The 21,560-nt window shown below is 55.2% G+C and carries 18 protein-coding genes; 12 read left to right on the top strand and 6 right to left on the bottom strand.

What is annotated here, in order from left to right; all coding sequences use genetic code 11:
* Positions 1-71 precede the first annotated feature (71 nt).
* Positions 72-1,085, bottom strand: coding sequence for a BMP family protein (locus BC440_RS18100; RefSeq protein WP_071240920.1), 1,014 nt, complete (start codon positions 1,083-1,085; stop codon positions 72-74).
* A gap of 464 nt (positions 1,086-1,549) precedes the next feature.
* Between BC440_RS18100 and BC440_RS18095 the strand changes: the two genes are divergently transcribed.
* Together BC440_RS18095 and BC440_RS18090 are read left to right on the top strand one after the other, a co-directional pair.
* Entirely contained in the window at positions 1,550-2,650 is a 1,101-nt protein-coding gene (locus tag BC440_RS18095) for a site-specific DNA-methyltransferase (protein ID WP_071240849.1), read from the top strand.
* Positions 2,651-2,792: 142 nt separating this feature from the next.
* Positions 2,793-3,002, top strand: a complete 210-nt coding sequence (locus BC440_RS18090) for a hypothetical protein (RefSeq protein WP_071240848.1) — start codon at positions 2,793-2,795, stop codon at positions 3,000-3,002.
* Between the two features lie 84 nt (positions 3,003-3,086).
* On the opposite strand, the gene mutY is transcribed toward BC440_RS18090, so the two are convergent.
* Positions 3,087-4,157 carry an A/G-specific adenine glycosylase gene (gene mutY, locus BC440_RS18085; RefSeq protein ID WP_139192143.1) on the bottom strand — a complete coding sequence of 357 codons (1,071 nt, stop codon included), beginning with the start codon at positions 4,155-4,157 and terminating at the stop codon, positions 3,087-3,089.
* Positions 4,158-4,237: 80 nt separating this feature from the next.
* Here mutY and BC440_RS18080 point away from each other — a divergent pair, with 80 nt between their 5' ends.
* The 9 genes from BC440_RS18080 (at position 4,238) to BC440_RS18040 (ending at position 13,656) form a co-directional block, all read left to right on the top strand.
* Entirely contained in the window at positions 4,238-4,861 is a 624-nt protein-coding gene (locus tag BC440_RS18080) for a DciA family protein (RefSeq protein ID WP_007089071.1), read from the top strand.
* 233 nt (positions 4,862-5,094) lie between these two features.
* On the top strand, positions 5,095-5,691 hold the full coding sequence (locus tag BC440_RS18075) for a thioredoxin domain-containing protein (RefSeq protein WP_071240847.1): 597 nt from the start codon (positions 5,095-5,097) through the stop codon (positions 5,689-5,691).
* 72 nt (positions 5,692-5,763) lie between these two features.
* On the top strand, positions 5,764-9,297 hold the full coding sequence (smc, locus tag BC440_RS18070) for a chromosome segregation protein SMC (RefSeq protein ID WP_071240846.1): 3,534 nt from the start codon (positions 5,764-5,766) through the stop codon (positions 9,295-9,297).
* Positions 9,298-9,387: 90 nt separating this feature from the next.
* Positions 9,388-10,731, top strand: coding sequence for a class I SAM-dependent methyltransferase (locus BC440_RS18065; RefSeq protein WP_071240845.1), 1,344 nt, complete (start codon positions 9,388-9,390; stop codon positions 10,729-10,731).
* A gap of 459 nt (positions 10,732-11,190) precedes the next feature.
* Positions 11,191-11,544: an AtpZ/AtpI family protein gene (locus BC440_RS23575; RefSeq protein WP_071240844.1), complete on the top strand. Its 354-nt coding sequence runs from the start codon at positions 11,191-11,193 to the stop codon at positions 11,542-11,544.
* 33 nt (positions 11,545-11,577) lie between these two features.
* Positions 11,578-12,300, top strand: a complete 723-nt coding sequence (locus BC440_RS18055; protein ID WP_007089067.1) for a F0F1 ATP synthase subunit A — start codon at positions 11,578-11,580, stop codon at positions 12,298-12,300.
* Between the two features lie 60 nt (positions 12,301-12,360).
* Positions 12,361-12,585 (top strand): ATP synthase subunit C family protein, encoded by a 225-nt coding sequence (locus BC440_RS18050; RefSeq protein WP_007089066.1) that lies wholly within the window; start codon positions 12,361-12,363, stop codon positions 12,583-12,585.
* A 74-nt stretch (positions 12,586-12,659) separates the two neighbouring features.
* Entirely contained in the window at positions 12,660-13,145 is a 486-nt protein-coding gene (locus tag BC440_RS18045; protein WP_007089065.1) for an ATP synthase subunit B', read from the top strand.
* Positions 13,146-13,149: 4 nt separating this feature from the next.
* Complete coding sequence (locus BC440_RS18040) at positions 13,150-13,656, top strand: F0F1 ATP synthase subunit B (RefSeq protein ID WP_007089064.1); 507 nt, start codon at positions 13,150-13,152, stop codon at positions 13,654-13,656.
* A 101-nt stretch (positions 13,657-13,757) separates the two neighbouring features.
* On the opposite strand, the gene BC440_RS18035 is transcribed toward BC440_RS18040, so the two are convergent.
* Positions 13,758-14,723, bottom strand: a complete 966-nt coding sequence (locus BC440_RS18035; RefSeq protein ID WP_071240843.1) for a glutathione S-transferase family protein — start codon at positions 14,721-14,723, stop codon at positions 13,758-13,760.
* 166 nt (positions 14,724-14,889) lie between these two features.
* Here BC440_RS18035 and BC440_RS18030 point away from each other — a divergent pair, with 166 nt between their 5' ends.
* Positions 14,890-15,822, top strand: coding sequence for a LysR family transcriptional regulator (locus BC440_RS18030; protein WP_037990543.1), 933 nt, complete (start codon positions 14,890-14,892; stop codon positions 15,820-15,822).
* A gap of 2 nt (positions 15,823-15,824) precedes the next feature.
* Here BC440_RS18030 and BC440_RS18025 read toward each other — a convergent pair whose 3' ends face one another.
* Genes BC440_RS18025 through BC440_RS18015 form a run of 3 tightly spaced genes read right to left on the bottom strand, consistent with a single transcriptional unit; the run spans position 15,825 to position 21,558 of the window.
* Positions 15,825-17,900 carry a hypothetical protein gene (locus tag BC440_RS18025; protein ID WP_071240842.1) on the bottom strand — a complete coding sequence of 692 codons (2,076 nt, stop codon included), beginning with the start codon at positions 17,898-17,900 and terminating at the stop codon, positions 15,825-15,827.
* Positions 17,897-20,608, bottom strand: coding sequence for a DUF4159 domain-containing protein (locus BC440_RS18020; RefSeq protein WP_071240841.1), 2,712 nt, complete (start codon positions 20,606-20,608; stop codon positions 17,897-17,899). The genes BC440_RS18025 and BC440_RS18020 overlap by 4 nt, the downstream gene beginning before the upstream one ends.
* Positions 20,605-21,558 carry a DUF58 domain-containing protein gene (locus tag BC440_RS18015; RefSeq protein ID WP_071240840.1) on the bottom strand — a complete coding sequence of 318 codons (954 nt, stop codon included), beginning with the start codon at positions 21,556-21,558 and terminating at the stop codon, positions 20,605-20,607. The genes BC440_RS18020 and BC440_RS18015 overlap by 4 nt, the downstream gene beginning before the upstream one ends.
* Positions 21,559-21,560 lie beyond the last annotated feature (2 nt).

Genomic DNA, 21,560 nt, shown 5'->3' with positions numbered 1-21,560 from the left:
GGCTGGATCGCCCCGAAAAACGAAAGGCAGTCCGATGTTTAAACCGGACTGCCTGCAAAGTGGAAGAAATCTTACATGGAAGATTTCGGTTCTTCGTCATTCACCTTGACGGTAAAGCTGCCATCCAGAATTTCTGCCTGTTTGGCGTCAACTTCGGCAACAGTACCTTCGGGCAGAAGGGCGCTATCAAGAACGACGGTGCCGCCGCCCGGTTTCATGTAGCTGAGTTTGCCGTAATCTTCGGCCTTGAATTCACCAGCTTTGACCGCTGCAATCGCATGATCCACCGTCGGCTCCATGTGCCAAAGGGCCGAACCCAGAATGGTGCCCGGATAGTCTGCCGCGGTATCGATCACGTTGCCAACAGCCAGAACGCCGCGTTCCTTCGCGGCATCCGAAACGCCAAAGCGTTCGGCATACATGACATCCGCACCCTTATCGATCATCGCAAAGGCGGCTTCTTTGGCTTTGGGCGGATCGTACCAGCTGTTAATGAAGGTCACGGTAAATTCGACATCCGGATTTACCGATTTGGCACCTTCCATGAAGGCATTCATCAGGCGGTTGACTTCCGGAATGGCAAAACCGCCAACCATGCCGATTTTGTTCGATTTGGTCGCCTTGCCGGCTGCCATGCCAACAAGATAGCTTGGTTCATGGATATAGTTGTCAAAGACCGAGAAATTGTCGCCTTCGGGGCCGAAGCTTGAGCCCATCAGAAACGCGGTTTCGGGATAATCGGCGGCAACCTTGCGGGCCGCGCGTTCAACACCGAAAACTTCGCCCAGAATAAGGGCCGAGCCATTTTCGGCATATTCACGCATCACGCGTTCATAGTCGGTATTGGCGACGTTTTCGGAAAATTCATAGGTGATGTCGCCGCGTTCCTGAGCGGCATTCAGCGCCTTGTGGATACGCGAAACCCACTGCTGTTCGACCGGAACGGTGTAAATCGCCGAAACCTTGATCGGGTCGGCTGCCATTGCCGGTGCCGGTACGCCAAGGCCAAAAGATACCACCGCGGCTGCTGCGGCCATGGCCGATAGCATTGCGCGACGGGAAAGACGGAAAGTGCCAGACTTCATGATGTCCCCCTGCAGGTTATTGCCAATCTTGAAAATTCTATTTTTCTGCGTATTTGATATGCAGATTGTATACATGATCATAAGAAGGGCAAATGCAGAGTTGTCCAAACGGTCAAATTACCGTTTTCGGCTAAATTGCTGTAACGCAATTCACATCAGGATGTATTGAACTACGTGAATATACGGATGCGCGCGTTAGCTATCTGCGAATTCACATTTGAATTCTTGCCGCATATACCCGGTCAGACCAGAACGAAGTCAAGGAGTCCGATGAAGATATGCGGGGTTTTTGACCGCTACTGTCCGGGATGAAAATCTTCCTGTTTTTGGGCCGAACCGGTTAAGATTGTCTAAACGGCTGAAATTACTTTGAAACTGTGGCGACTCCTTGGAAATTTTCGGAGTCTATTAACTTTTTGCGGTGATGCTTTCCTCAAGAAATATGGGGGAACCTGGAACGCATCATGACAAAGAAAACATCCTTACCGCTTGATCAGGTTATGGTCGGGGACTGCATCGAACTGATGAACAGCCTGCCGGAAAAGTCGGTCGATCTGATTTTCGCCGATCCGCCCTATAACCTGCAGCTGGGTGGTGATCTGCTGCGCCCTAATAATTCCAAGGTCGACGCGGTTGACGATCATTGGGACCAGTTTGACAGTTTCCGTCACTATGACGATTTCACCCGCGACTGGCTGACCGCCGCGCGCCGTGTCCTTAAGGATACCGGTGCGATCTGGGTGATCGGTTCGTATCACAACATTTATCGCGTCGGCACGGTGATGCAGGATATCGGTTACTGGATCCTGAACGATATCGTGTGGCGCAAAACCAACCCGATGCCGAATTTCCGTGGCAAACGTTTCTGCAATGCGCATGAAACCCTGCTGTGGTGTTCGAAAAATGCCGAGCAGAAGGCGATCACGTTCAATTACGAAGCGATGAAGCAGCTTAACGAAGGATTGCAGATGCGGTCCGACTGGTTGCTGCCGATCTGTTCTGGGTCCGAGCGCCTGAAGAATGAAAAGGGTAAAAAGGTCCATCCGACCCAGAAACCCGAAGCATTGTTGCAGCGTGTTCTGCTGGCAACGACCCGTCAGGGTGATGTCGTACTTGATCCGTTCTTCGGTACCGGCACCACCGGTGCGGCAGCGCGCCGCCTTGGTCGTCACTTCATCGGGCTTGAGCGCGAAGAAGAATATGCAAAGGCCGCCAAGGAACGCATTGCCAAGGTTCAGATGCTTGATGGTGAAAGCCTTGAGATGACGGAGTCGAAGCGATCACTTCCGCGTATTCCGTTCGGTGCGGTCATCGAACGCGGTCTTCTGGCGCCGGGCGACAAGATTTATGACAACCGCGGCAATGTTGCAGCGCTTGTTCGTGCCGATGGCTCAATCAGTCACAAGGACAATGCCGGTTCGATTCATCAGATCGGTGCCCATGTTCAGGGCGCACAGGCTTGTAATGGCTGGACTTATTGGCATTACAAGTGTGACGGGCGATTGGTTGTGATCGACAATCTGCGCAGTCAGCTTCGCAAGGAAATAGGGCAGGTTTCCGCCTGATTTCGTGCGGTGCAGCACGCTTAAAATGATCTGATCTGGAAGGCCGGGATGGTTGTGAAACCTTCCGGCCTTTTGCATTCGGGGGCAATTCTTGCTATATATTGAATCTTGGAATTATCCGTAAGGATAGATGGAGAGCCCCATGCAGGTTGGCGCAACAGGTAGTGCCGCTTACGCACCGAACCCGGTCCAGATCCAGCAGGCAGCGGCACCGATCGCCGAAACCGGTGGTAACGATCTTCAATCACCGCCGACCCAGCGGGTCGATCAGGTGGCAGAAACCGACACGTCACAACAATCGGCCCCGCCGAGCAGCACGGGCCGTGGGCAGGTTATTGATATATACGCTTGACCACCTGATTAACGATTTAAAAGGCCCGCGCCGGAATGGCAACGGGCCTTCTTTTTGCGTTTTGAAGGGCCGGTTGACGCCGACCTAGTGGTATTTCAGCGCGTGACGCACGATTTTTTTCATCACCGTCGGCAGAGCGAATTCAGATAACCCGTCAATCGTTGTCCAGCTGCCATCAAGTTTTGCTGCGTCGCTTTCAGCTATATTGGCGGCAAGGACCGTCACATCGAGATGGAAATGGGTGAAAGTGTGCCCGACAGTACCATCCAGTTCCGTCCAACTTGCCTTGATCGGGGCTTCGGACAACATCACATCGTCCGGTGCCTCAATCGCGCGCCAGTCACTGCCCGGCACTTCGTAAAGTCCACCCAGCAGACCCTTTTCCGGGCGGCGCCGGACCAGGATTTTACCGTCTTCGCGTCGTATCCAGAAGGCATATCCGACCCGGGTTGGTTTGGCGGGTTTCTTACGTTTTTTGGGTAGTTCCGGGGCAATGCCCGATTTGCGGCCTTCGCAGGAAGCCTGCCACGGGCAAATGCCACATGCCGGATTGCGTGGCGTGCAGATCGTTGCGCCCAAATCCATCAGCGCCTGCGCATAGTCGCCCGGCCGGTCGGACGGGGTCAGGGCCGCCGACTTTTCCTTGATTTCGGGTTTGACGTCGGGCAACGGGGTTTCAAGGGCAAACAGGCGGGATATAACCCGTTCGATATTGCCATCGACCGGGCTTGAATGGCGGTTAAAGGCGATGGCTGCAACGGCGGCGGCGGTATAGGGGCCAATGCCGGGCAACTTCAGAAGGCCTTCTTCGGTATCGGGGAACCGGCCGCCATATTCATCGGCAACAACCTTGGCGCATTTGTGCAGGTTGCGTGCGCGTGCATAATATCCCAGACCTTGCCAGGCATGCAGAACTTCATCGAGATCGGCATTGGCAAGATCGGTTACGGTCGGCCAGCGTTGCAGGAATGCTGCGAAATAGGGACCAACCGTAATCACGGTGGTCTGTTGCAGCATGATTTCGCTAAGCCAGACGCGGTAAGGGTCTTGTGCGTCGCCCGGTTCGGCACGCCATGGAAGGGTGCGATGATGACGGTCATACCAGTCCAGCATGGTCCGACCGAGGTGATGGATTTCGTCGTTGGTGAAATGCACGGCGTTCCCGTGTTATGTTGCGGGGATGAAAACGGGTAATTACGTTTAGGTCAGATTCAGACCCTACGAAAGAAGCGGGCGTGAGCAAGCAAAAAGATATGACCGATACGCCGACACATAGCACGCCAGATCAGCGTGCCGATATGGTTGCGGCAAAAAATGCGGTCAAAAAGAAACAAAAGATTACCCCGATGGGCAGTTCGGAACGCCGCATGGGGTTGCGCAATATTGCCGCCATGGTTGGCAATCTGACACGTCCGCTGGTCCGTAAACGCGGTTTCTTTCAGGCCGAAATCATTTTGCACTGGTCCGAAATTGTCGGTCGCGATCTTGAACAATTCACCATGCCGGTCAAATACAATCCGCCACGCGGCGAAAATGCCGGGGGCGGAACCCTTGTGATCCGGGTGATGGGACCGGTGGCGATTGAATTACAGCACCGCATGCCGCAGATCATCGACCGGGTGAATACCTATTTCGGATATCGCGCGGTTGAACGCATCAAGATGATGCAGGGCGATATTTCCCGCCCGGAGCGCACCGTCAAACGGCCGGAAAATGTGCCCGAAGGTCCGATCCGCGAAACCAGCGAGATCGATATCGCCAAAATTGAAGACCCGCATCTGCGCGAAGTGCTAACCCGGCTTGGACGCCGCATTTCGGGGGATGTTCACGCGCGGGGGCAACCGGGACAGAAGAAATAGCCGGTGAAATTGCGTTTAAAATCACGTGTAAGTCATTTGCCAATCGGTGGCCCAAAGCCTTATTCCGATGCGGGCCGGATCGAATCATTTTCCCATAATGTTTGATCACGGAGTTGCCGCATTTCCAAACGATGTTGGCGACTCGTTGGCTCATTAGCGCTTTTGGGGGGCGTGTTGACTCCCGCGCTGCAACAGGCTTGTAATCACAAAATATTGTTTTAACGGAGGTTTCCTTGCTGAAGGCAGTTAAGTTTTTTGCGGTCGCATGTGCATTTGCGATTGGTGTTGTCGGGGCGCAGCAGGCCAAGGCTGTAGAATATAAGGAACATGTGCTTGGCAATCCGGATGCGCCGGTGACGATCATCGAATATGCGTCGCTGACCTGCCCGCATTGCGCCACGTTCCATAATGAAACCCTGCCGGAGATCAAGAAATCGTTGATCGATACCGGCAAGGCCAAGCTGATCTTCCGCGATTATCCGCTTGATGGTGTTGCGGTTCGTGCGGCTGCTGTTGCGCAATGTGCCGGTGATGACCGTTATTTCGGTGTTCTGGGCATGCTGTTCAAATCGCAGATGACCTGGGCACGGGCCGCGGACCCGATTGAAGGCATCAAACAGGTGGTTCGTTTTGCCGGTATGGATGGCGATGCGGTTGATGCCTGCATGGCGGACGAGGCCCTGATCGATGGGATTGTTGCATCGCGCATGCGCGGCGAACAGGAATTCAAGGTCAATTCAACGCCGAGCTTTGTGATTGATGGTGAAACCTTTGCCGGTTCGCGCGATCTGAAGTTCTTTGAAGACAAAGTCGAAGATCTGACCAACTGATAAATATGATCCTGCCGGATGCTGCAGATGCGACATCCGGCAATCAGGGGAAGGGACGGATCGGGGGCATGATTGGTCCAGTTTAAATCGCTACGGCTGACGGGGTTCAAATCCTTCGTCGATTCAACCGAATTGCTGGTTGAAGACGGGCTGACAGGTGTTGTCGGCCCGAATGGCTGTGGTAAATCCAATCTTGTCGAAGCCCTGCGCTGGGTCATGGGTGAAACCTCTGCCAAGCAGATGCGCGGCTCGGACATGTCCGACGTTATTTTTGGCGGGACATCGTCGCGTCCTGCGCGGAACGTGGCCGAAGTTACCGTCGTTCTGGATAATGCCGAACGCAAAGCACCGGCGATGTTTAACGATCACGAAACGCTTGAGGTCGTGCGACGTATTGAACGCAGCGGCGGGTCGAATTATCGGGTCAATGGCAAGGATGTCCGTGCGCGTGACGTCCAATTGCTGTTTGCCGATGCCGCGACCGGGGCACGGTCAAACGCGATGGTGTCACAGGGCAAGATCGGTTCGCTGATCGGAGCGAAGCCAAGTCAGCGCAGACTGGTTCTGGAGGAAGCTGCCGGTATTACCGGCCTGCATTCACGCCGTCACGAGGCCGAGCTTCGGCTTAAAAATGCCGAACAGAATATGGAACGCCTTGAAGACGTTCTGGTCACACTCGATAGCCAGATCGCGTCTCTGCAAAAGCAGGCGCGACAGGCCGAACGGTATCGCAAACTTTCCGAAAGCATCCGCCAGACGGAGGCTCTGCTATTCCACATCCGCTGGACCGATGCCGAAAAACGGCAAGCAGATGCCCGTGAATTGCTGGTGCTAGGCGAAAGTGCCGTGCGTGACCTGACCGGTCAGGTGACCGAGGCAACGACCATTCAGGCCCATATTGCGGCAAGCCTTCCGGATCTTCGCAAAAAGGAAAGCGATGCGGCAGCGGCCTTTCAGCGCATGCTGATCGAGCGTGAGGGACTGGACAAGGACAAGGCACAGATCGAAACCCAAATGTCGCAGCTTCGTGCGCGCATCCAGCAGATTGATGCCGACCTTGCGCGTGAAGCCGAACTGGCAAGCGACGCCGAAGGGGCGTTGAACAAGCTTAAGGCAGAACGCGAAGAGCTGGGTCAAGCCCAGGACGGCGAGGATGACGAGCTTGACGAGGCAAAGGAACGCGCCGTCGCGCAGGCCGCAAGGGTTGAAACGCTGGAAGGGCAGGTTGACGAACTGACCAACCGGGCAGCCGCCGAAGAAGCCCGGCTTAAAAGCGTTCAGCAGCGGTTAAGCGAGCTTTCCGCCCGCCGGTCACGTTTGACCGAACGCTATGACGAGGTCGTTGCCCGCCTTGATGATATCCGGGTTGAAGCCGATTTTACCGACGCCCTCGAAGAGGCCGGTCTGGCGCTTGAGGAATGCGAAGAACTTTGCGAGCAGCGCAAGCTTGCCATCGAAGATGCCGAAATGCGTCTTGCCGAATTGCGCGACCGTGAAGACAGCCTGAAAACGGCGGAAACCGAATCGCGCGATGCCCTGCGTGATGTCGAAAGCCGCAAGGCGCGGCTTGTCGCCGAGATCGAGGCGCTTGAAAGTCTGGTCAAGGGCAATGCCGATCAGCAGTTCCCGGCGGTGATCGAAAAGCTTTCGGTGACCAGCGGCCTTGAAATGGCGATGGCGGCGGCACTTGGCGAGGACCTTGACGCGCCCGATGCCGAAGATGCCCCGATGCACTGGTCGGCGGTTGACCCCGACGCAGATGACCCTGCCCTGCCCGAAGGGATCCAGGCACTGGCGAAATTTGTTGATGGTCCGGCATTGCTGAACCGACGCCTTTGGCAGATCGGGGTTGTTGATGACGAGGCAACCGGTAACTGGCTGGCCAAGACGTTGAAAACCGGGCAGCGGTTGGTGTCGCGTGAAGGTGCGCTTTGGCGTTGGGACGGGTATCGGATCAAGGTTGGCGCGGAGCTTCCGGCAGCCGCACGTTTGCGACAGCGTAATCGACTTGAAGAATTACGCCTTGAGCTTGAAGAGATCGACGACGCGGTCGAGCTTGCAGTGGAAAAGGCCGATACAGCGCGGGAAAATGTTGAACGTCTTGAAGAAGATGTTGAAGCCGCACGCAACGGCGAACAGGAAGCCCACCGTGCCCTTCGCGAGGCAGAGGGATCATTGGCCCGCGCGCGAGAAGAAATTGCCAATATCAAACGTGACGCCAGTGCCATTGAAGGACGCCTGCAAAACGCCGAAGAAGCCGAAAAGCGTGCCAAGCAGGACCTTGATGAACTGATCGCCGAGCAGGAAGAATTGGCGGCAACGCCCGAGGAATCGAGCGAAGGCCTGATGGAAATCAAGGCCGAACTGATTGAAAAACGTGCCGAGCTTTCGGACGCGCGCGCCGATCAGATGGAAGCGCGCAGCCAGCTTGAACGCATGCAGCGTGATGCATCGGGGCGTCGCAAGCGACTTGAATTTGTTGAAAGCGAAATCGCATCCTGGAATGATCGCGCATCGGGGGCAGGCGAACGTGTGGCCCAGCTTCGTGAACGTCAGGAAGAAGCGCGCATGGAGATCGAGGAGCTTGAACTTAAGCCCGACGAGATCGAGGAGCGCCGCGCGATCCTTTCCGACCGTATCGAGATTGCCGATCAGGCACGCAAGGACGCGGCGGATGAACTGGTGCGTGCCGAAAATGCGCAGCGCGAAGCCGATCAGAACCTTAAGGAAGCGGAACAGAAACTGGCCGAGGCCCGCGAAGGCCGGGTTCGGTGCGAAGCCCTTCTGGAGCAGGCAGAACAGCATCGTCGCGATTTGATCGAACGCATTCGCGAACGGGTTAATGCGACGCCTGATCAGCTTGTCGAACTGGCCGAAATCGATCAGACCAAGGAATTGCCATCCGAAGACGATATCGAGGCCCGTTTGCAGCGTCAGTCGCGCGAACGCGAAAACCTTGGTGCGGTTAACCTGAGGGCCGAGGTCGAACTGGCCGAGATGGAAGAACAGAAAGACACATTGGTTTCCGAACGCGATGACCTGATCGCCGCCATTGATAAATTGCGCAATGGTATCAACCAGCTGAACCGCGAAGCACGCAACCGCCTGAAAGCGGCATTTGACGAAGTCGACAAACATTTCCAGCAGTTGTTTGTCCGCCTGTTTGGCGGTGGCGGGGCGCATCTGATGCTGACCGATGCGGACGATCCGCTGGAAGCCGGGCTAGAGATCATGGCATCCCCGCCGGGCAAGAAATTGCAGCACCTTTCATTGCTGTCTGGTGGCGAGCAGGCATTGACCGCTGTTGCGCTTCTGTTTGCGGTGTTCCTGACCAACCCGGCACCGATTTGCGTGCTCGACGAAGTTGACGCACCACTTGATGACGCCAACGTCGACCGGTTCTGTAAATTGCTTGAAGCTATTGGCCGCCATGCCAACACGCGTTTCCTTGTGATTACCCACCATCGCATGACCATGGCCCGCATGAACCGCCTGTTCGGGGTGACGATGGCTGAACGTGGTGTTTCCTCGCTGGTGTCGGTCGATTTGCGCCAGGCCGAGGTCTATTCCCAGAAAGAGCAAAAAGAGCTCGATTTTACCAATTGATGATTTTTCCGGTATTTGGGTTTCGTTCGTCTCTGCCTTTGGGTTAAGAGGGAGGCTTGGTGAGATACTCCAACCGGGAAAATTGCGAAAATGTCCAAAGAAGTCCGTGCGTTATACGAGCAATTTCCTTATCCCATGCGTGACCCGCAGGAGGAAAAGGAACGGTTGCTGATGCCGCCGATGGACACCCTTTCGCGGGTCAATCATTACGGTTTCGGCGGACGCAAGAAGATTGATGCGAGATTTCGTGCGCTTGTTGCAGGGGGCGGTACAGGTGACAGTCTTGTCTGGCTGGCCGAACAACTGCGCGATTGCGGCGGGCAGGTTACATATCTGGAACCATCAAGTGCGAGCACCAAGGTGGCGCGTGCCCGCGCCGAAGCACGTGGGTTGACCAATATTACCTATGTGAATGCAACGATTGGCGAGTTTGCCGCGACCGCACCGGAAAAGTTCGATTACATCAATTGTGCCGGTGTGCTGCATCACCTTGAGGTTCCCGAACAAGGTCTTCGTGATCTGGTGTCGGTTCTGGCCAATGATGGTTGCATCGGTACCATGCTGTATGGGGAACATGGCCGCCTTGCCGTGACCGAGTGGCGCAAGATGGTTGCACCGCTTCTGCCCGGAAAGACGCTTGATGAGCAGCTTGCCATGACCCGAAGCCTTCTTTCGATGCTTCCCGAAGGCAACATGCTGCTTAAAATGGGGGGTGGTCCGGGCTTTATTAAAGGGTTGCTGGAAAACGATCCCGAGATTGTCGATTTGCTGCTGCATCCGGTTGAATGTGCCTATGACGTGCACGGGGTCTATGACTTTGCTGCCTCGGCAGGGCTTGATGTTGCTGCCTTTACCGGCTTTTTCGGTTTTGGCGGCACCGGAAAGGCGCATTACAGCATTGAAAACCATGTTGCGGACCCGAAAATCCTGCGGGATCTGATGGCTTTGCCGCTTCGCGATCAGCAGGCATTTTGTGAACGTTACAGCTGTGCGATGCCGTTGCATGCCTTTTATCTTACACGTTCTGATGCCAAACGTGCGGCGGCAACAACGACAATGCCGGATCGTGATTTGTGCCCGTGGTTCTTTGTCGCCCCTTCTGACGGTTTCTTTGACGATATGCTGACCAATGCAGGCAAACCGATTATCCTTGCGGATGGAACCGGTAATGCGGTCGATCTGACCGGTGGACCTGACTTGGCCAGGCTTTTAGCGCTGTTTGATGGCAAGACGTCCTTTGGCGATATATCAGCCCGGTTGCGTGACGAAATCCTGCACAAACAGCCCATCGATATGAACCAGATTGCAGACAATACATTGGCCGCTGTCTGGGCGCTGTTTCACAAGTTCGACTGGATGCTGGCATCGTCATCCGAAAGCGGCTGGCAGCAGCAGGATGGTCAACGCCGTTTGTCGGTTAATTTGCCGAAGTGATCCTTGATCGGTGTTTTTGCGGCTAACGGCGCGGGCGGATTTGTGATGAATCGGCATGGCTGATGACTGCGTGTTCCAGCCCGTATCGGACCTTGGGCGGGATACCGGTGCCAAAACACGGTACAAAAGGCGGAAATCAATAAAAAGCGATTGAATTCACAATGGTTACTCAGAAGCCCAATTCAGCGGTTCAACGGGCCGTGAACCAAGGGAAACCGCCGGTTGCAAGCGGTTGTTTATGGAAAAGTCTGATAAATGCGGCTGCGACTATCGCCTAACGTCAAATGTGAATGATCACACATTTCGACGGTAAAATTGTTATAAAACAGATGTTTAATGTCAATTTTGTGCCCCCGGCAAGGTGGGGTTTTACGGCTTGACAGCCTATGGGGCGCTAAGTATGTTGCCCGCGCATTTCCTTGCGACGTTTGCAAGGCTGCCACAGCGGGGTTCACGACAATGAGCGATGATAAAGATCGCGCTTCATTAGCAGAGCTTGAAAGCAAGTTGGTGGCCGTAGCAAGCAAGCGTGAAGAAACGCACAGCCCGAAACGGGCGACCGGCAAACCATCCCAAGGGATGGCATTAGGAATGAGAATTTCGGCGGAAATGATCGCTGCTGTTCTTGTTGGACTATTGATTGGCTGGGCGCTGGATCGGGTGCTTGGTACGACGCCCTGGCTGCTTGTTCTGTTTGTATTTCTCGGAGCAGGTGCTGGTGGTCTTAACGCTTATCGCGTGGCCAAAGGATTCGACAGTGCAGTCGGACTTGGACGCGCGATGGGGGAGCGCAAGCAGGGGGACAAGGATTAGCCTTGGCCCTCAAAAGATTGAGCGAGGATTACGGTGGCTGGACCGCTAGAGCAGTTTGAAATCAAGCCCTTGGCCGAGCTTTCGGTTGCCGGCATTGATGTTTCCTTCACCAACTCCGCACTTTGGATGGTGATCGCAGCCGTTCTCGTAACGGGCTTCATGACGCTCAGCATGCGTCGTGGGGCATTGGTACCTGGCCGTTGGCAGGGTGCAGCCGAGGTGATGTATGAATTCGTCGCCAATATGTTGAAAGATAACGTGGGGACCGCGGGGCGCAAGTATTTCCCGTTCGTTTTCACCCTGTTTATGTTTGTTCTGTTCGGGAACCTGCTTGGCATGATCCCGCACAGCTTTACTTTTACGAGCCATATCGCTGTGACTTTTGCGATGGCTCTGGTGATCTTTATCGGTGTGACCATTATCGGCTTCGTTCGCCACGGTACGCATTATTTCCGGATGTTTTTCCCGGCAGGTGCGCCGATTGCAACGGCCTTCATTCTGATCCCGATTGAAATCATCTCCTATTTCTCTCGTCCGTTCAGCCTGGCGATCCGACTGTTTGCGAACATGACCGTCGGACACATCATGCTGAAAGTGATTGGCGGGTTCGTCGGCCTGATCGGCATCTTCGGCGTCCTTCCGTTTGCTCTTCTGACGGGGATTACGGTTCTGGAGTTCGGCATTGCTGCGCTTCAGGCTTATGTCTACACCATTCTCACCTGCATCTATCTCCATGATGCAATCCACATGCACTAATGCTAGTGGACCGGTGTGATCTCTTCTGATTGCCTTTAAGAAATTCGAAAGGGTGAAGTTATGGAACTCGATGCTGCTAAGATGATCGGTGCTGGCCTGGCTGCTATTGGCATGATTGGTGCCGGTATCGGGGTTGGTAACATCTGGTCGAGCCTGATTGCGACTGTTGGCCGTAACCCGGCTGCAAAAGGCGACGTTGAACTGTATGGCTGGATCGGCTTTGCCGTTACCGAAGCTATTGCACTGTTCGCACTCGTCGTTGCGCTGATCGTTCTGTTCGGCTAATCGGCGCCTTTTGCGCGAATACTCGGCCCGGCGAGGGGACCCCTCGCCGGTGTCGTTGAATTCGGGAGTAGGCTATGCCGCAGTTTGATATTGCGACGTTCTCGGAACAGATCTTCTGGCTGTTCGTTATTTTTGGCATCCTGTATTTCCTGATGTCGAAAATCGCGCTGCCGAAGGTTGGCGAAGTTCTGGAACGCCGTCACAAGACCATTGAAGACAATCTTGGCAAGGCCCGGGCGTTGAAAGACGAAACCGATGCCGCCATCGCGAAGTATGAGGCTGCCTTGGCAGAAGCTCGTGATGCCGCACAGGCAGATATTCGCGAAGCAACGGAAAAAGCAGCTGCAGAGCAAGCTGCGAAAACCGAAGCGCTGGTCAAGAAACTGTCGAAAAAGACCGCTGATGCCGAAAAGGCAATTGCCGGTGCGAAAGACGACGCAATGAAAGGTGTGGCCGAAGCTGCATCCGAAATCGCCCGTGAAGCAACCGACAAGCTTATCGGTGTCAAGGTTCAGGCCAAAACTGCCGACAAGGCCGTTTCGGCGATTGTAGGAGAGTAAGAAGATGGCAACCCCGCACGAGGTTACGTTCCTTACCGATCCTTACACCTGGACCACGCTTTCTTTCTTGCTGGTTGCCGGTTTCGGCGGCTTCAAGGCTGTTAAGGGTATTTCCGGTGCACTCGACAAGCGTGCGCAGAAAATCTCGGAAGAGCTGGATGAAGCACAGCGCCTGCGTGAAGAAGCTCAGGAGCTTCTGGCCAAGTATCAGGCCAAACAGCGCGAAGCATTGAAGGAAGCGGATGAAATCCGCGCCCATGCCAAGGTGGAAGCCGACCGCATGCTGGAGAACGCCCAGGCTGAACTGAAAGCGTCGCTCAAGCGTCGTGAACAGCAGGCCATGGACCGTATTGCCAATCTCGAAACCCAGGCCATTGCCGAAGTTCGTGCCCGTGTGGCCGAAATCGCGGCACAGGCCACATTTGCACTGGTTTCCGAAAAGGTTACTGCTGCAAAGGCAGACGAGCTTGTCGATAGCGCAATTGCGGAAATCAAAGGTCGCCTGAATTAATAGTTTCCGGTTTTCGGAATGCAAAACCCCCGCAGAGCTTCTGCGGGGGTTTTTGTTTGGGCGTGGTATTGTCTGCCAACAAATCGGGCAGGGCGTGTTATCTATCCGGCGAACTGTTTGTCCCGGCCATGTGGCATATCAAGATCGAGAACAGGTCCCTTGGGCACGATGCCCGTCGGGTTGATCATCAGGTGGCTTTCATAATAGTGGCCCTTGATATGTTCAAAGAACACGGTCTGTTTGATGCCGGGCACCTGATAAAGTTCGCGCGTATAGGCCCAAAGATTGGGATAGTCCTTCAGCATTTTCAGGTTGCATTTGAAATGCCCGTGATAGACCGGATCAAACCGGATCAGGGTGGTGAATAGCCGCCAGTCGGCCTCTGTCAGACGATCACCCGCCAGATAGCGATGGGTCGACAGACGGTCTTCCAGCCAGTCCAGCGTGCCAAAAAGCGTTGTCACAGCGTCTTCATAGGCATCCTGAGCGGTCGCAAAGCCGGATTTGTAGACACCATTATTCACATCGTCATAGACGCGGCCATTGATCGCATCGATTTCGCTGCGCAGATCTTCTGGATAGTAATCGCCGGGTTTGGCTCCCAGATCATCAAAGGCAGTGTTGAGCATCCGGATGATGTCGGCAGATTCGTTGCTGACAATCCGGTTGGTTTTCTTGTCCCAAAGAACCGGCACCGTAACCCGTCCAGTATAATCGGGTTTTGCCGCAGTATAAATCTGATGCATGAAACGGTGATTGCCAAGATGGTCGGGCAGCCCGTCATCAGGGGCAAATTCCCAGCCATTTTCAAGCATGCGCCAATGCACGACCGAAACTGAAATCATGTCTTCCAGTCCCTTGAGGGCGCGGAAGATCAGCGTGCGATGTGCCCACGGGCAGGCATAGGAAACATACAGGTGATAACGACCAGCTTCGGCAGGAAATTCGGCGTCCTTGTCTTTCGACAGCCAGTTCCGAAAAGCGGCGTCCTGACGTTTGAACTTACCACCGGTCGATTTCGTGTCGTACCATTGGTCTTTCCATTCTCCATCGACCAAAAGGCCCATAATCGTATCCTCCGGTTTTTTGTGGTCCCGTGATATGCCGATTACGCGCGGCCGGGGTCGTTGTTCCCATCATCGTCATTTCCCCGTTGAATGCAATCGGGCGATATGACATTAATTTGTTTCCAAATGGGCAACAATTATTCGGTACTCGGACAGGGGCAAAGCAATGCTGATCGGCAATCTGGATGGAATGACGGTTTTTGCCCGCGTTGTGGAGGAGCAAAGCTTTTCCGGTGCCGCGCGCAAACTTGCCATGTCCAAATCCGCAGTCAGCAAGCATGTTACCAAGCTTGAAGACAGTCTTGGCATTCGTTTGCTTAATCGCACGACACGCCGGTTGAGCCTGACCGACGCGGGGGCAACTTTTTATCAACACTGCGCGCGCGTGGTTGAGGAAATCGAAACAGCCGAACATGCTCTGACCGATTTACGGGGCACACCGCGGGGTACGCTCCGGATTTCGGCCCCGCTGACATTTGGCCAGCGTTACATGCCCGATCTGGTGTCTGAATTCATGGGCCTGCATCCCGGACTGCATGTTGACATTCATCTGGCCGATCACATGGTTGATCTGGTTGCCGAAGGGTTCGATATGGCCATTCGCATCACCCGGTTAAAGGATTCCAGCCTGATTGCCCGCAAGCTTGCCGACTTTAACGGTTACGTCGTGGCATCGCCGGGCTACATCGCCGAACATGGTGAACCCAAACACCCGACCGAACTGGCCAACCACCGGACACTTGCCTATACCAACCTTCCCAGCCCGAATGTCTGGGAATTTGAAGGACCCGAAGGCCAGATTAATGTCCGCGTCAATCCGGTCATGTCGTGTAACAATGGTGATTTTACCTCGTTCGCAGCGATCCGGGGCCTTGGTATCGCGCGTGAACCGGAATTCATCGTTGCCGAGGCGCTTCAAAAAGGGTCGCTGGTCGAAATCCTTAAGGAATATAATTCGCTGGCCAGTGGCGGGATTTATGCCGTATATCCGGAACGACGCCATCTACCGACCAAGGTGCGTATTTTCATTGATTTTCTGGTGGAAAAGTTTCGCGGTGGATTATGTAATTTCCACAAAACAATGTATCCGGTCGACTAAGGCTATTTGCTTTCGATCCGCCAGCCGATCAGACACATCAACCCCAGAAGAATAGCAACGACCGGAAGAGGCAACAGATTGGTAATGCCGCCAATCACTGTGCGATAGCTTTCCGTTTCCATCAAGCCTGCCCAGTTTGTGCCAAACCAGACACGTTCTTCTTTCACCCGACGGAAATCGGGAAGCCCTTTTTCGATGCGATCAATATATCCGCCATTTGCCAGAACCAGTTCTCGTAACAGGTCTGATGTCGAGTTGGTGTTGCGACGTTCACTGGTCAGAACATCGCGGTCGACATGCAATGCCGACTGGGTAACGCCGTCGCGATCAAGGGCCTGAACGCGGATCAGGCCGCGCTCTGCGATGGGCAGGGTGGCCTGCCATGTCTGATCCGATGTTCGTTCAAATGTTGTGCGCACGACTTGGCCGGTTTCCGGATCGGCACCGGTTGCGGTTGTCGGTTCAGCCCCGATCTTGCGCCAGCTCAGGGTCAGACTTTTACCATCGGCGCTGCGTTCGGTGGCAATGGTGTTTTCGTCAAGGGCCGGTTCCTTCATCAGCCAGTGCGACAATCGGCGCAGTAATTCGGCAATCGGTCCGCCACCATCATGGCCGCGCTGCCACAACCACATCTGATCCGAACTCAACATAGCTGCCCGGCCTTCTTCAACACGCCGCAAAGACAATAGGGGTAATTGATCCGCCCCGGTCAAAAGCGTCATGACGTCATTGTCAGTTTCCCGGGTTTCGATTTGCCGATACCAGCGGCCCCATTTGGGCGGGGTATTGATTGAACCGGCAATCGGGGCTGTCACCGGATGAATGCGTCCGGCTGTGTTCACGCGCGGCGCAAAAGGCCGTTCAATGACACGGCCCGTTGCCCGAACCGGCATCAAATCACCCAGAACCGTGTTTGAAAGCCCATCAGATCCAAGATATTCCGGCCCGGCGACAACAAGGGCGGCACCACCCCATCGGACATAATCCACCACCTTTTCCAGATAGTGGGCAGGCAAAACCCCGCGCATCTGATAGCGATCAAAAATGATCAGATCGAACTGCCGCAGGCGCACTTCAAACAGATCACGGATCGGAAATGGGATCAGAGCCAATTCGTTGATCGGGGTATCGTCGCCTTTTTCCGGTGGGCGCAGGATCGTGAAATGCACCAGATCAACACCGGGATCGGCACGCAGAAGGTTCCGCCATGCCCGTTCGCCGGGATGCGGTTCGCCCGAAAGCAGCAGGACACGGAGCCGATCACGAACGCCGGTCGTTTCAAGGATCAGCCGGTTATTGGTCTGATCTGTTTCGTCAGGATTTTCATCCATGCGCAATTCGGCGATCACCGGCCCGGCGTGGGGCACAGGAATGGTGACGCGGTGCGGTTCGTTGGCCGGCAGCGTCAGGTTCCGTTCGGTGCCATCTTCATGCAGCATGCGGACCGATACCGGACTTCCTGTCTCAAGGTTGTGATCAATGGCTTCGACCATGAAATCCGCGTTCTTGCCAACGATACCGTAATCGGCGGTCTGGCGAATTTGCAAACGCCGGTCATGTTCATCTTCGCGCCCGGTAATGAGCGCATGCAGGGGCGCACCCAGATCCAGACTGGCGGGAATATCGTGAATTTGCCCATCGGTAATCATGACGACACCACCCAGTCGTTCGCGCGGGATTCCGCCAAGAAGCCGGTCAAGGGCGGCAAACATCAGGGTGTCGGTTTCGCCCGGCACTTCTTCGATACGCAGTTCGATACTTTGATCATCGGCAAAGCGGTTGCGTATCTGCGAGATCGCGGCATCCGTCTGGTCGGTGCGGCTGCCGATATTCTGGCTATTGGAACGATCCACCAGCACAAGGACGATGTCGCTTAGTTTTTCACGGTTCTGATCGGTAAATTGCGGCGCAATCAGTGCAAGCAGCATGACCGCCATCGCGATTGCCCGCCAGATCGTGCCCCGCAGGCGAAATACCGCAAAAAGCAGGATGGCGGCTACACAGGCGATGGCAAGTATTTGCAGCAGCCCGATATCAAGTAATGGTGCGATCTGAAAATCCTGCCAGCTTCTGTTCATCGGCCAAGCCTTTCAAGGATTGCCGGCAAATGAACCTGATCCCCCTTATAACTGCCGGTAAGCGCATACATCACCAGGTTGACCCCGAACCGCCAGGCCATTTCGCGCTGGCGCGGGGAAATGTCATCGGTGCGGCTCTCTGTCTGGATGCCTTCGTTCAGCATCCAGGCCGATGCCCAGTCATTCCCGCCAAACAGAACAGACGCAACACCGTCCAACCGTTGATCGGGCCGTGCATCAAGCCAAAGCGGCGCGGCAAAGCGGCCATAGGCATGGTCCAGCAGATAGAAACTGCGAAACAGGATATGATCCCCCGGTGCCTTATCAAGGATCGGGATTTCCAGCCCGGCCAGTAATCGACGCAGGCGGGCGGGTTCGACTTCCTGATCACGGCTGTCAATCAGGATCATGCCGCCGCTATCGAGATATCGGTTGATACGCGTCCGGGCAAAGTCCGAAAAAGGTTGCTGTCCGTCAACCAGCGGCCAATAGATCAGCGGATAAAAGCTGAGATCGTCGGCTTCGGGGTCAATGGCATCCGGGGCGGCCAGGTCAGCGGCCGTTCGCCGACGCAGGATTTCGGTCAATCCGGCAAGTCCCGACTGGCTGAGACGGTCAATCGGGGCAACATCCGTCTTGAGATAGGCGAGACGCGGTTGCAAAGCAGCGGCCTGTGTTTCGACCGCCCTGGCGTCGCGGCCACCCAGCAGCATCGTTGCCGAAGCACCGATAAATGCCAGCAGAAGGAAAGATGTCAGCGCATCTTTATGCCGGGTACGTCTCAGACTGACGTGATGGACGAGTATCAGGGCAACCCCGTCAAGGATCAGAAGCAGCATCGCAGCCATCAGGCACATCGCGGCAAGATCGATTTGGTCCTGATCGGTGATTTCGCGTATGACCGTGCCGGACGGCCAGCGAACCTGACTGTCAAGATTTTCAAGGAATGAGCCAAGGTTAAGCGCAACGGCCTGACCATTTTTGCCGTATATCCCCGGCGGATGCCGTGGATCGGGCATCGGCAACGGTGTGCGCAAGGGCAGGGTCGTTGCATCAGGTTGATGAGCACGGCCAAAGCCATCAAGCACGGATTGGGCCGGCAGGCTTGTTTGCAGTTCGGCCTCAGACCGGTCACTTGGGCTTGCAAGGGGTAAAAGGCGTTGCCAGATTTCGACAAACAGGCCCGACATCGGAAGGTTCGACCAATCGGCCCACGGGGTCACATGGAAAAGAACAATTCGCCCGGCATTGCGCGGGGCACTTGTAATCAGCGGGGTGCCATCAGTCAGGCGGGCCCATGTTTTGGCAACAATTTCCGGATCGGGTTCGGCAAGAAGTTGCCGATTGATGGTAATTTCCTCGGGAATCAGGACGCCGAAAAATGGACTGGTTTCCGGAAATGCCAAAAGTCGTTTCGGTTTTTCCCATGACATCGATCCGCCGAAATCCCGATTGCCAAGACGCAGCGTCACAGGCAGGAATTCCGGTTCGACCTCGGTCGTGCTGTCCCCTGCGAAACGCACCAGCATACCGCCATCGCGGACCCAGCGTTCAAGGGCTGAATATTGGCTGCCAAGGCCGGAAATCGGCCCTGTGGCGACAAGGATATCCATCCCGCTTTCAAGCAGCTTTCCAAGTGGTGCATAGGTCACGTCGGCATAGGGGGAAATTGCCCGGTCCAGAAAGAAATACCGATCCGACAGCAGCACCGGACTATCTCCGGAACTGACAATCACGCCGACTTTTCGCTGTTGCCAGCGGGCACCGGTTTGAAAGACCGTGGCAGCGGATTCTATACCTTCTATTCCTACGGACTGTATCGAATTGGTGATGTCGCTGGGTAGTGGGATTTGGGTTCTGGTCTGATGGGTTGCTGGTTCAATTTTTACAGTGTGACGCAACAGGACCTGACCACGTTCATTGCGCGCAAGAAGGGCAAATTCGCCTGGCGCATTCATATTCTGATGGGCCAAGGTGATATCAAGTCCGGTACGGTTGCGTGTCAGCGATTGAACCGTGATGCGGTTTTCACGTTTGGTACCAAGTACGGTAATCGGTGCAATGGTACCAAGTTCGTTGGCAAGATCGGCCTTTGCGGGGTGTTCCATATTATCCGTCAGCCACATAATGCTGCCGATGGAATTGGCCATATGCTGGTGATCGGCAATCCGGTTTGACAGAGCCGTATAATCGGGGGCCCATGGGCGCGGATGCAGTCGATCAATAAAACGGTCAGCTTCGTGCGGCGATATCGGGCCGATAATATCGGGTAATCTTGTTGTTGTTGCGCCGGATGCCTCGGGTGCGGTTTGTGCGATATAGATACTGCGCAAGTCCAGCCGTGCCTGATTGATGATCTGGCTAAGGCCGGTGCGATATTCCTGCCAGTTTGCTGCTGATGACCAGCTGTTTTCGGCAATGATCAGAATAGCGCCCTCGTCGCGCGAAAATTCTGTTCTGTTAAGGACTGGTCGCGCGGCGGCGAGGATCAGCATGGTCAGGATCAGGCAGCGTAAAAGCGTTTGCCAGATTGGTGCACGTTGCATGTCACGCCGGTTGGCACGAAGCCCCCGCAACAACCGGGCCGCCGGAAACACGACTTGTTTGGGCGACCTTGGTGCGGATCTGATGATCAGCCAGACAATCGGCAGAACCAGAAGACCGGCCAGCATCGCAGGATATAAAAAGGTGATGGCCGCAAGGTTCATCGCGGCCTCGTCGGGCTGTTGCGGTTCATCGCCGGACGACCACGTCCGTTAGAGCCACTTTGGCTTTGGCGTTCGCTTAGATGCTGATAAAGCGCAAGCAGGGTCGGGCTTGCACTTTCCGAAGTCACATGCTGGTCACACAGCCAGTCGTTTTCACGCGCGGCGTCGCGGATGTCGGCACGCCAGGTTTTGGCCCGCTGCCGGAAACCTTCCCGAAGGTCTTCAAACCGTTCGCTGCGGTAAATCATCTGATCGTCGGTATCCACGAAATTGACCCGGCCGGTAAAGGGGGGCTCGATTTCAGCGGGATCAAGAACATGCACCAGCGCACCGTCATTCTGATACTGGCCAAGGGTCTTGATCGCGCGGACCGGCGACTGCTTGCTATCGACGAATTCCAGAAAATCACCCAGCACCAGAACGGAATGTTTGCGACCGGCATGCATCGAACCGGCATGGTCGGTGATGTTGCCCGGGCTTGCCAGCATGGCGTGGGCCAGTTTTTCAAGATGTTCGGCAGATGTGATGCGGGTCCGTTCGGCATCGAATGTTCCGACCGTTTCCCCGTTGCGCAGCAGCAGATCGGCAAGTGCGATGGAAATGACAAGGGTGCGTTCGGCCTTGAAAGGGATGTCTCGTGCCGATGACCAATACATGGATGGCGATAGAACCGGCCAGATCCAGTAATTGTGGCTGGCCTGCCATTCGGTCTGACGGATAAAGGTATGATCGCTACGCGCGGAACGACGCCAGTCGATCTGGTTGGTCGGGTCGCCAGTGATGTAGGGGCGGAACTGCCAGAAATCGCTGCCAGGGCCGACTTTGCGGTTGCCGTGAAGGCCGCTTCGCAAGCTGATCGCCATGCGTCGGCTTTCATCGATCAGTTGCGGCAATCGGGCCGCCAGTGCACGTGCGGCTGCAACATGATCGTGGACCGCGGCCAATGCCAATT

Origin of the sequence: Thalassospira sp. MIT1004, from assembly GCF_001858545.1 — a bacterium.
Lineage (GTDB): Bacteria > Pseudomonadota > Alphaproteobacteria > Rhodospirillales > Thalassospiraceae > Thalassospira > Thalassospira xiamenensis.
Note: the sequence above shows the minus strand (reverse complement) of the source record. Positions and strands in the feature narration are given on the sequence as shown.

Bases quoted from the DNA above. Each gene is read 5' to 3' on its own strand.
- BC440_RS18045 (WP_007089065.1), top strand. From the start codon at position 12,660: ATGCCGCAGTTTGATATTGCGACGTTCTCGGAACAGATCTTCTGGCTG.
- BC440_RS18020 (WP_071240841.1), bottom strand. From the start codon at position 20,608: ATGAACCTTGCGGCCATCACCTTTTTATATCCTGCGATGCTGGCCGGT.
- BC440_RS18025 (WP_071240842.1), bottom strand. From the start codon at position 17,900: ATGAACAGAAGCTGGCAGGATTTTCAGATCGCACCATTACTTGATATC.
- BC440_RS18040 (WP_007089064.1), top strand. From the start codon at position 13,150: ATGGCAACCCCGCACGAGGTTACGTTCCTTACCGATCCTTACACCTGG.
- BC440_RS18050 (WP_007089066.1), top strand. From the start codon at position 12,361: ATGGAACTCGATGCTGCTAAGATGATCGGTGCTGGCCTGGCTGCTATT.
- BC440_RS18100 (WP_071240920.1), bottom strand. From the start codon at position 1,085: ATGAAGTCTGGCACTTTCCGTCTTTCCCGTCGCGCAATGCTATCGGCC.
- BC440_RS18035 (WP_071240843.1), bottom strand. From the start codon at position 14,723: ATGGGCCTTTTGGTCGATGGAGAATGGAAAGACCAATGGTACGACACG.
- BC440_RS18090 (WP_071240848.1), top strand. From the start codon at position 2,793: ATGCAGGTTGGCGCAACAGGTAGTGCCGCTTACGCACCGAACCCGGTC.
- BC440_RS18030 (WP_037990543.1), top strand. From the start codon at position 14,890: ATGCTGATCGGCAATCTGGATGGAATGACGGTTTTTGCCCGCGTTGTG.
- BC440_RS18065 (WP_071240845.1), top strand. From the start codon at position 9,388: ATGTCCAAAGAAGTCCGTGCGTTATACGAGCAATTTCCTTATCCCATG.
- BC440_RS18095 (WP_071240849.1), top strand. From the start codon at position 1,550: ATGACAAAGAAAACATCCTTACCGCTTGATCAGGTTATGGTCGGGGAC.
- BC440_RS23575 (WP_071240844.1), top strand. From the start codon at position 11,191: ATGAGCGATGATAAAGATCGCGCTTCATTAGCAGAGCTTGAAAGCAAG.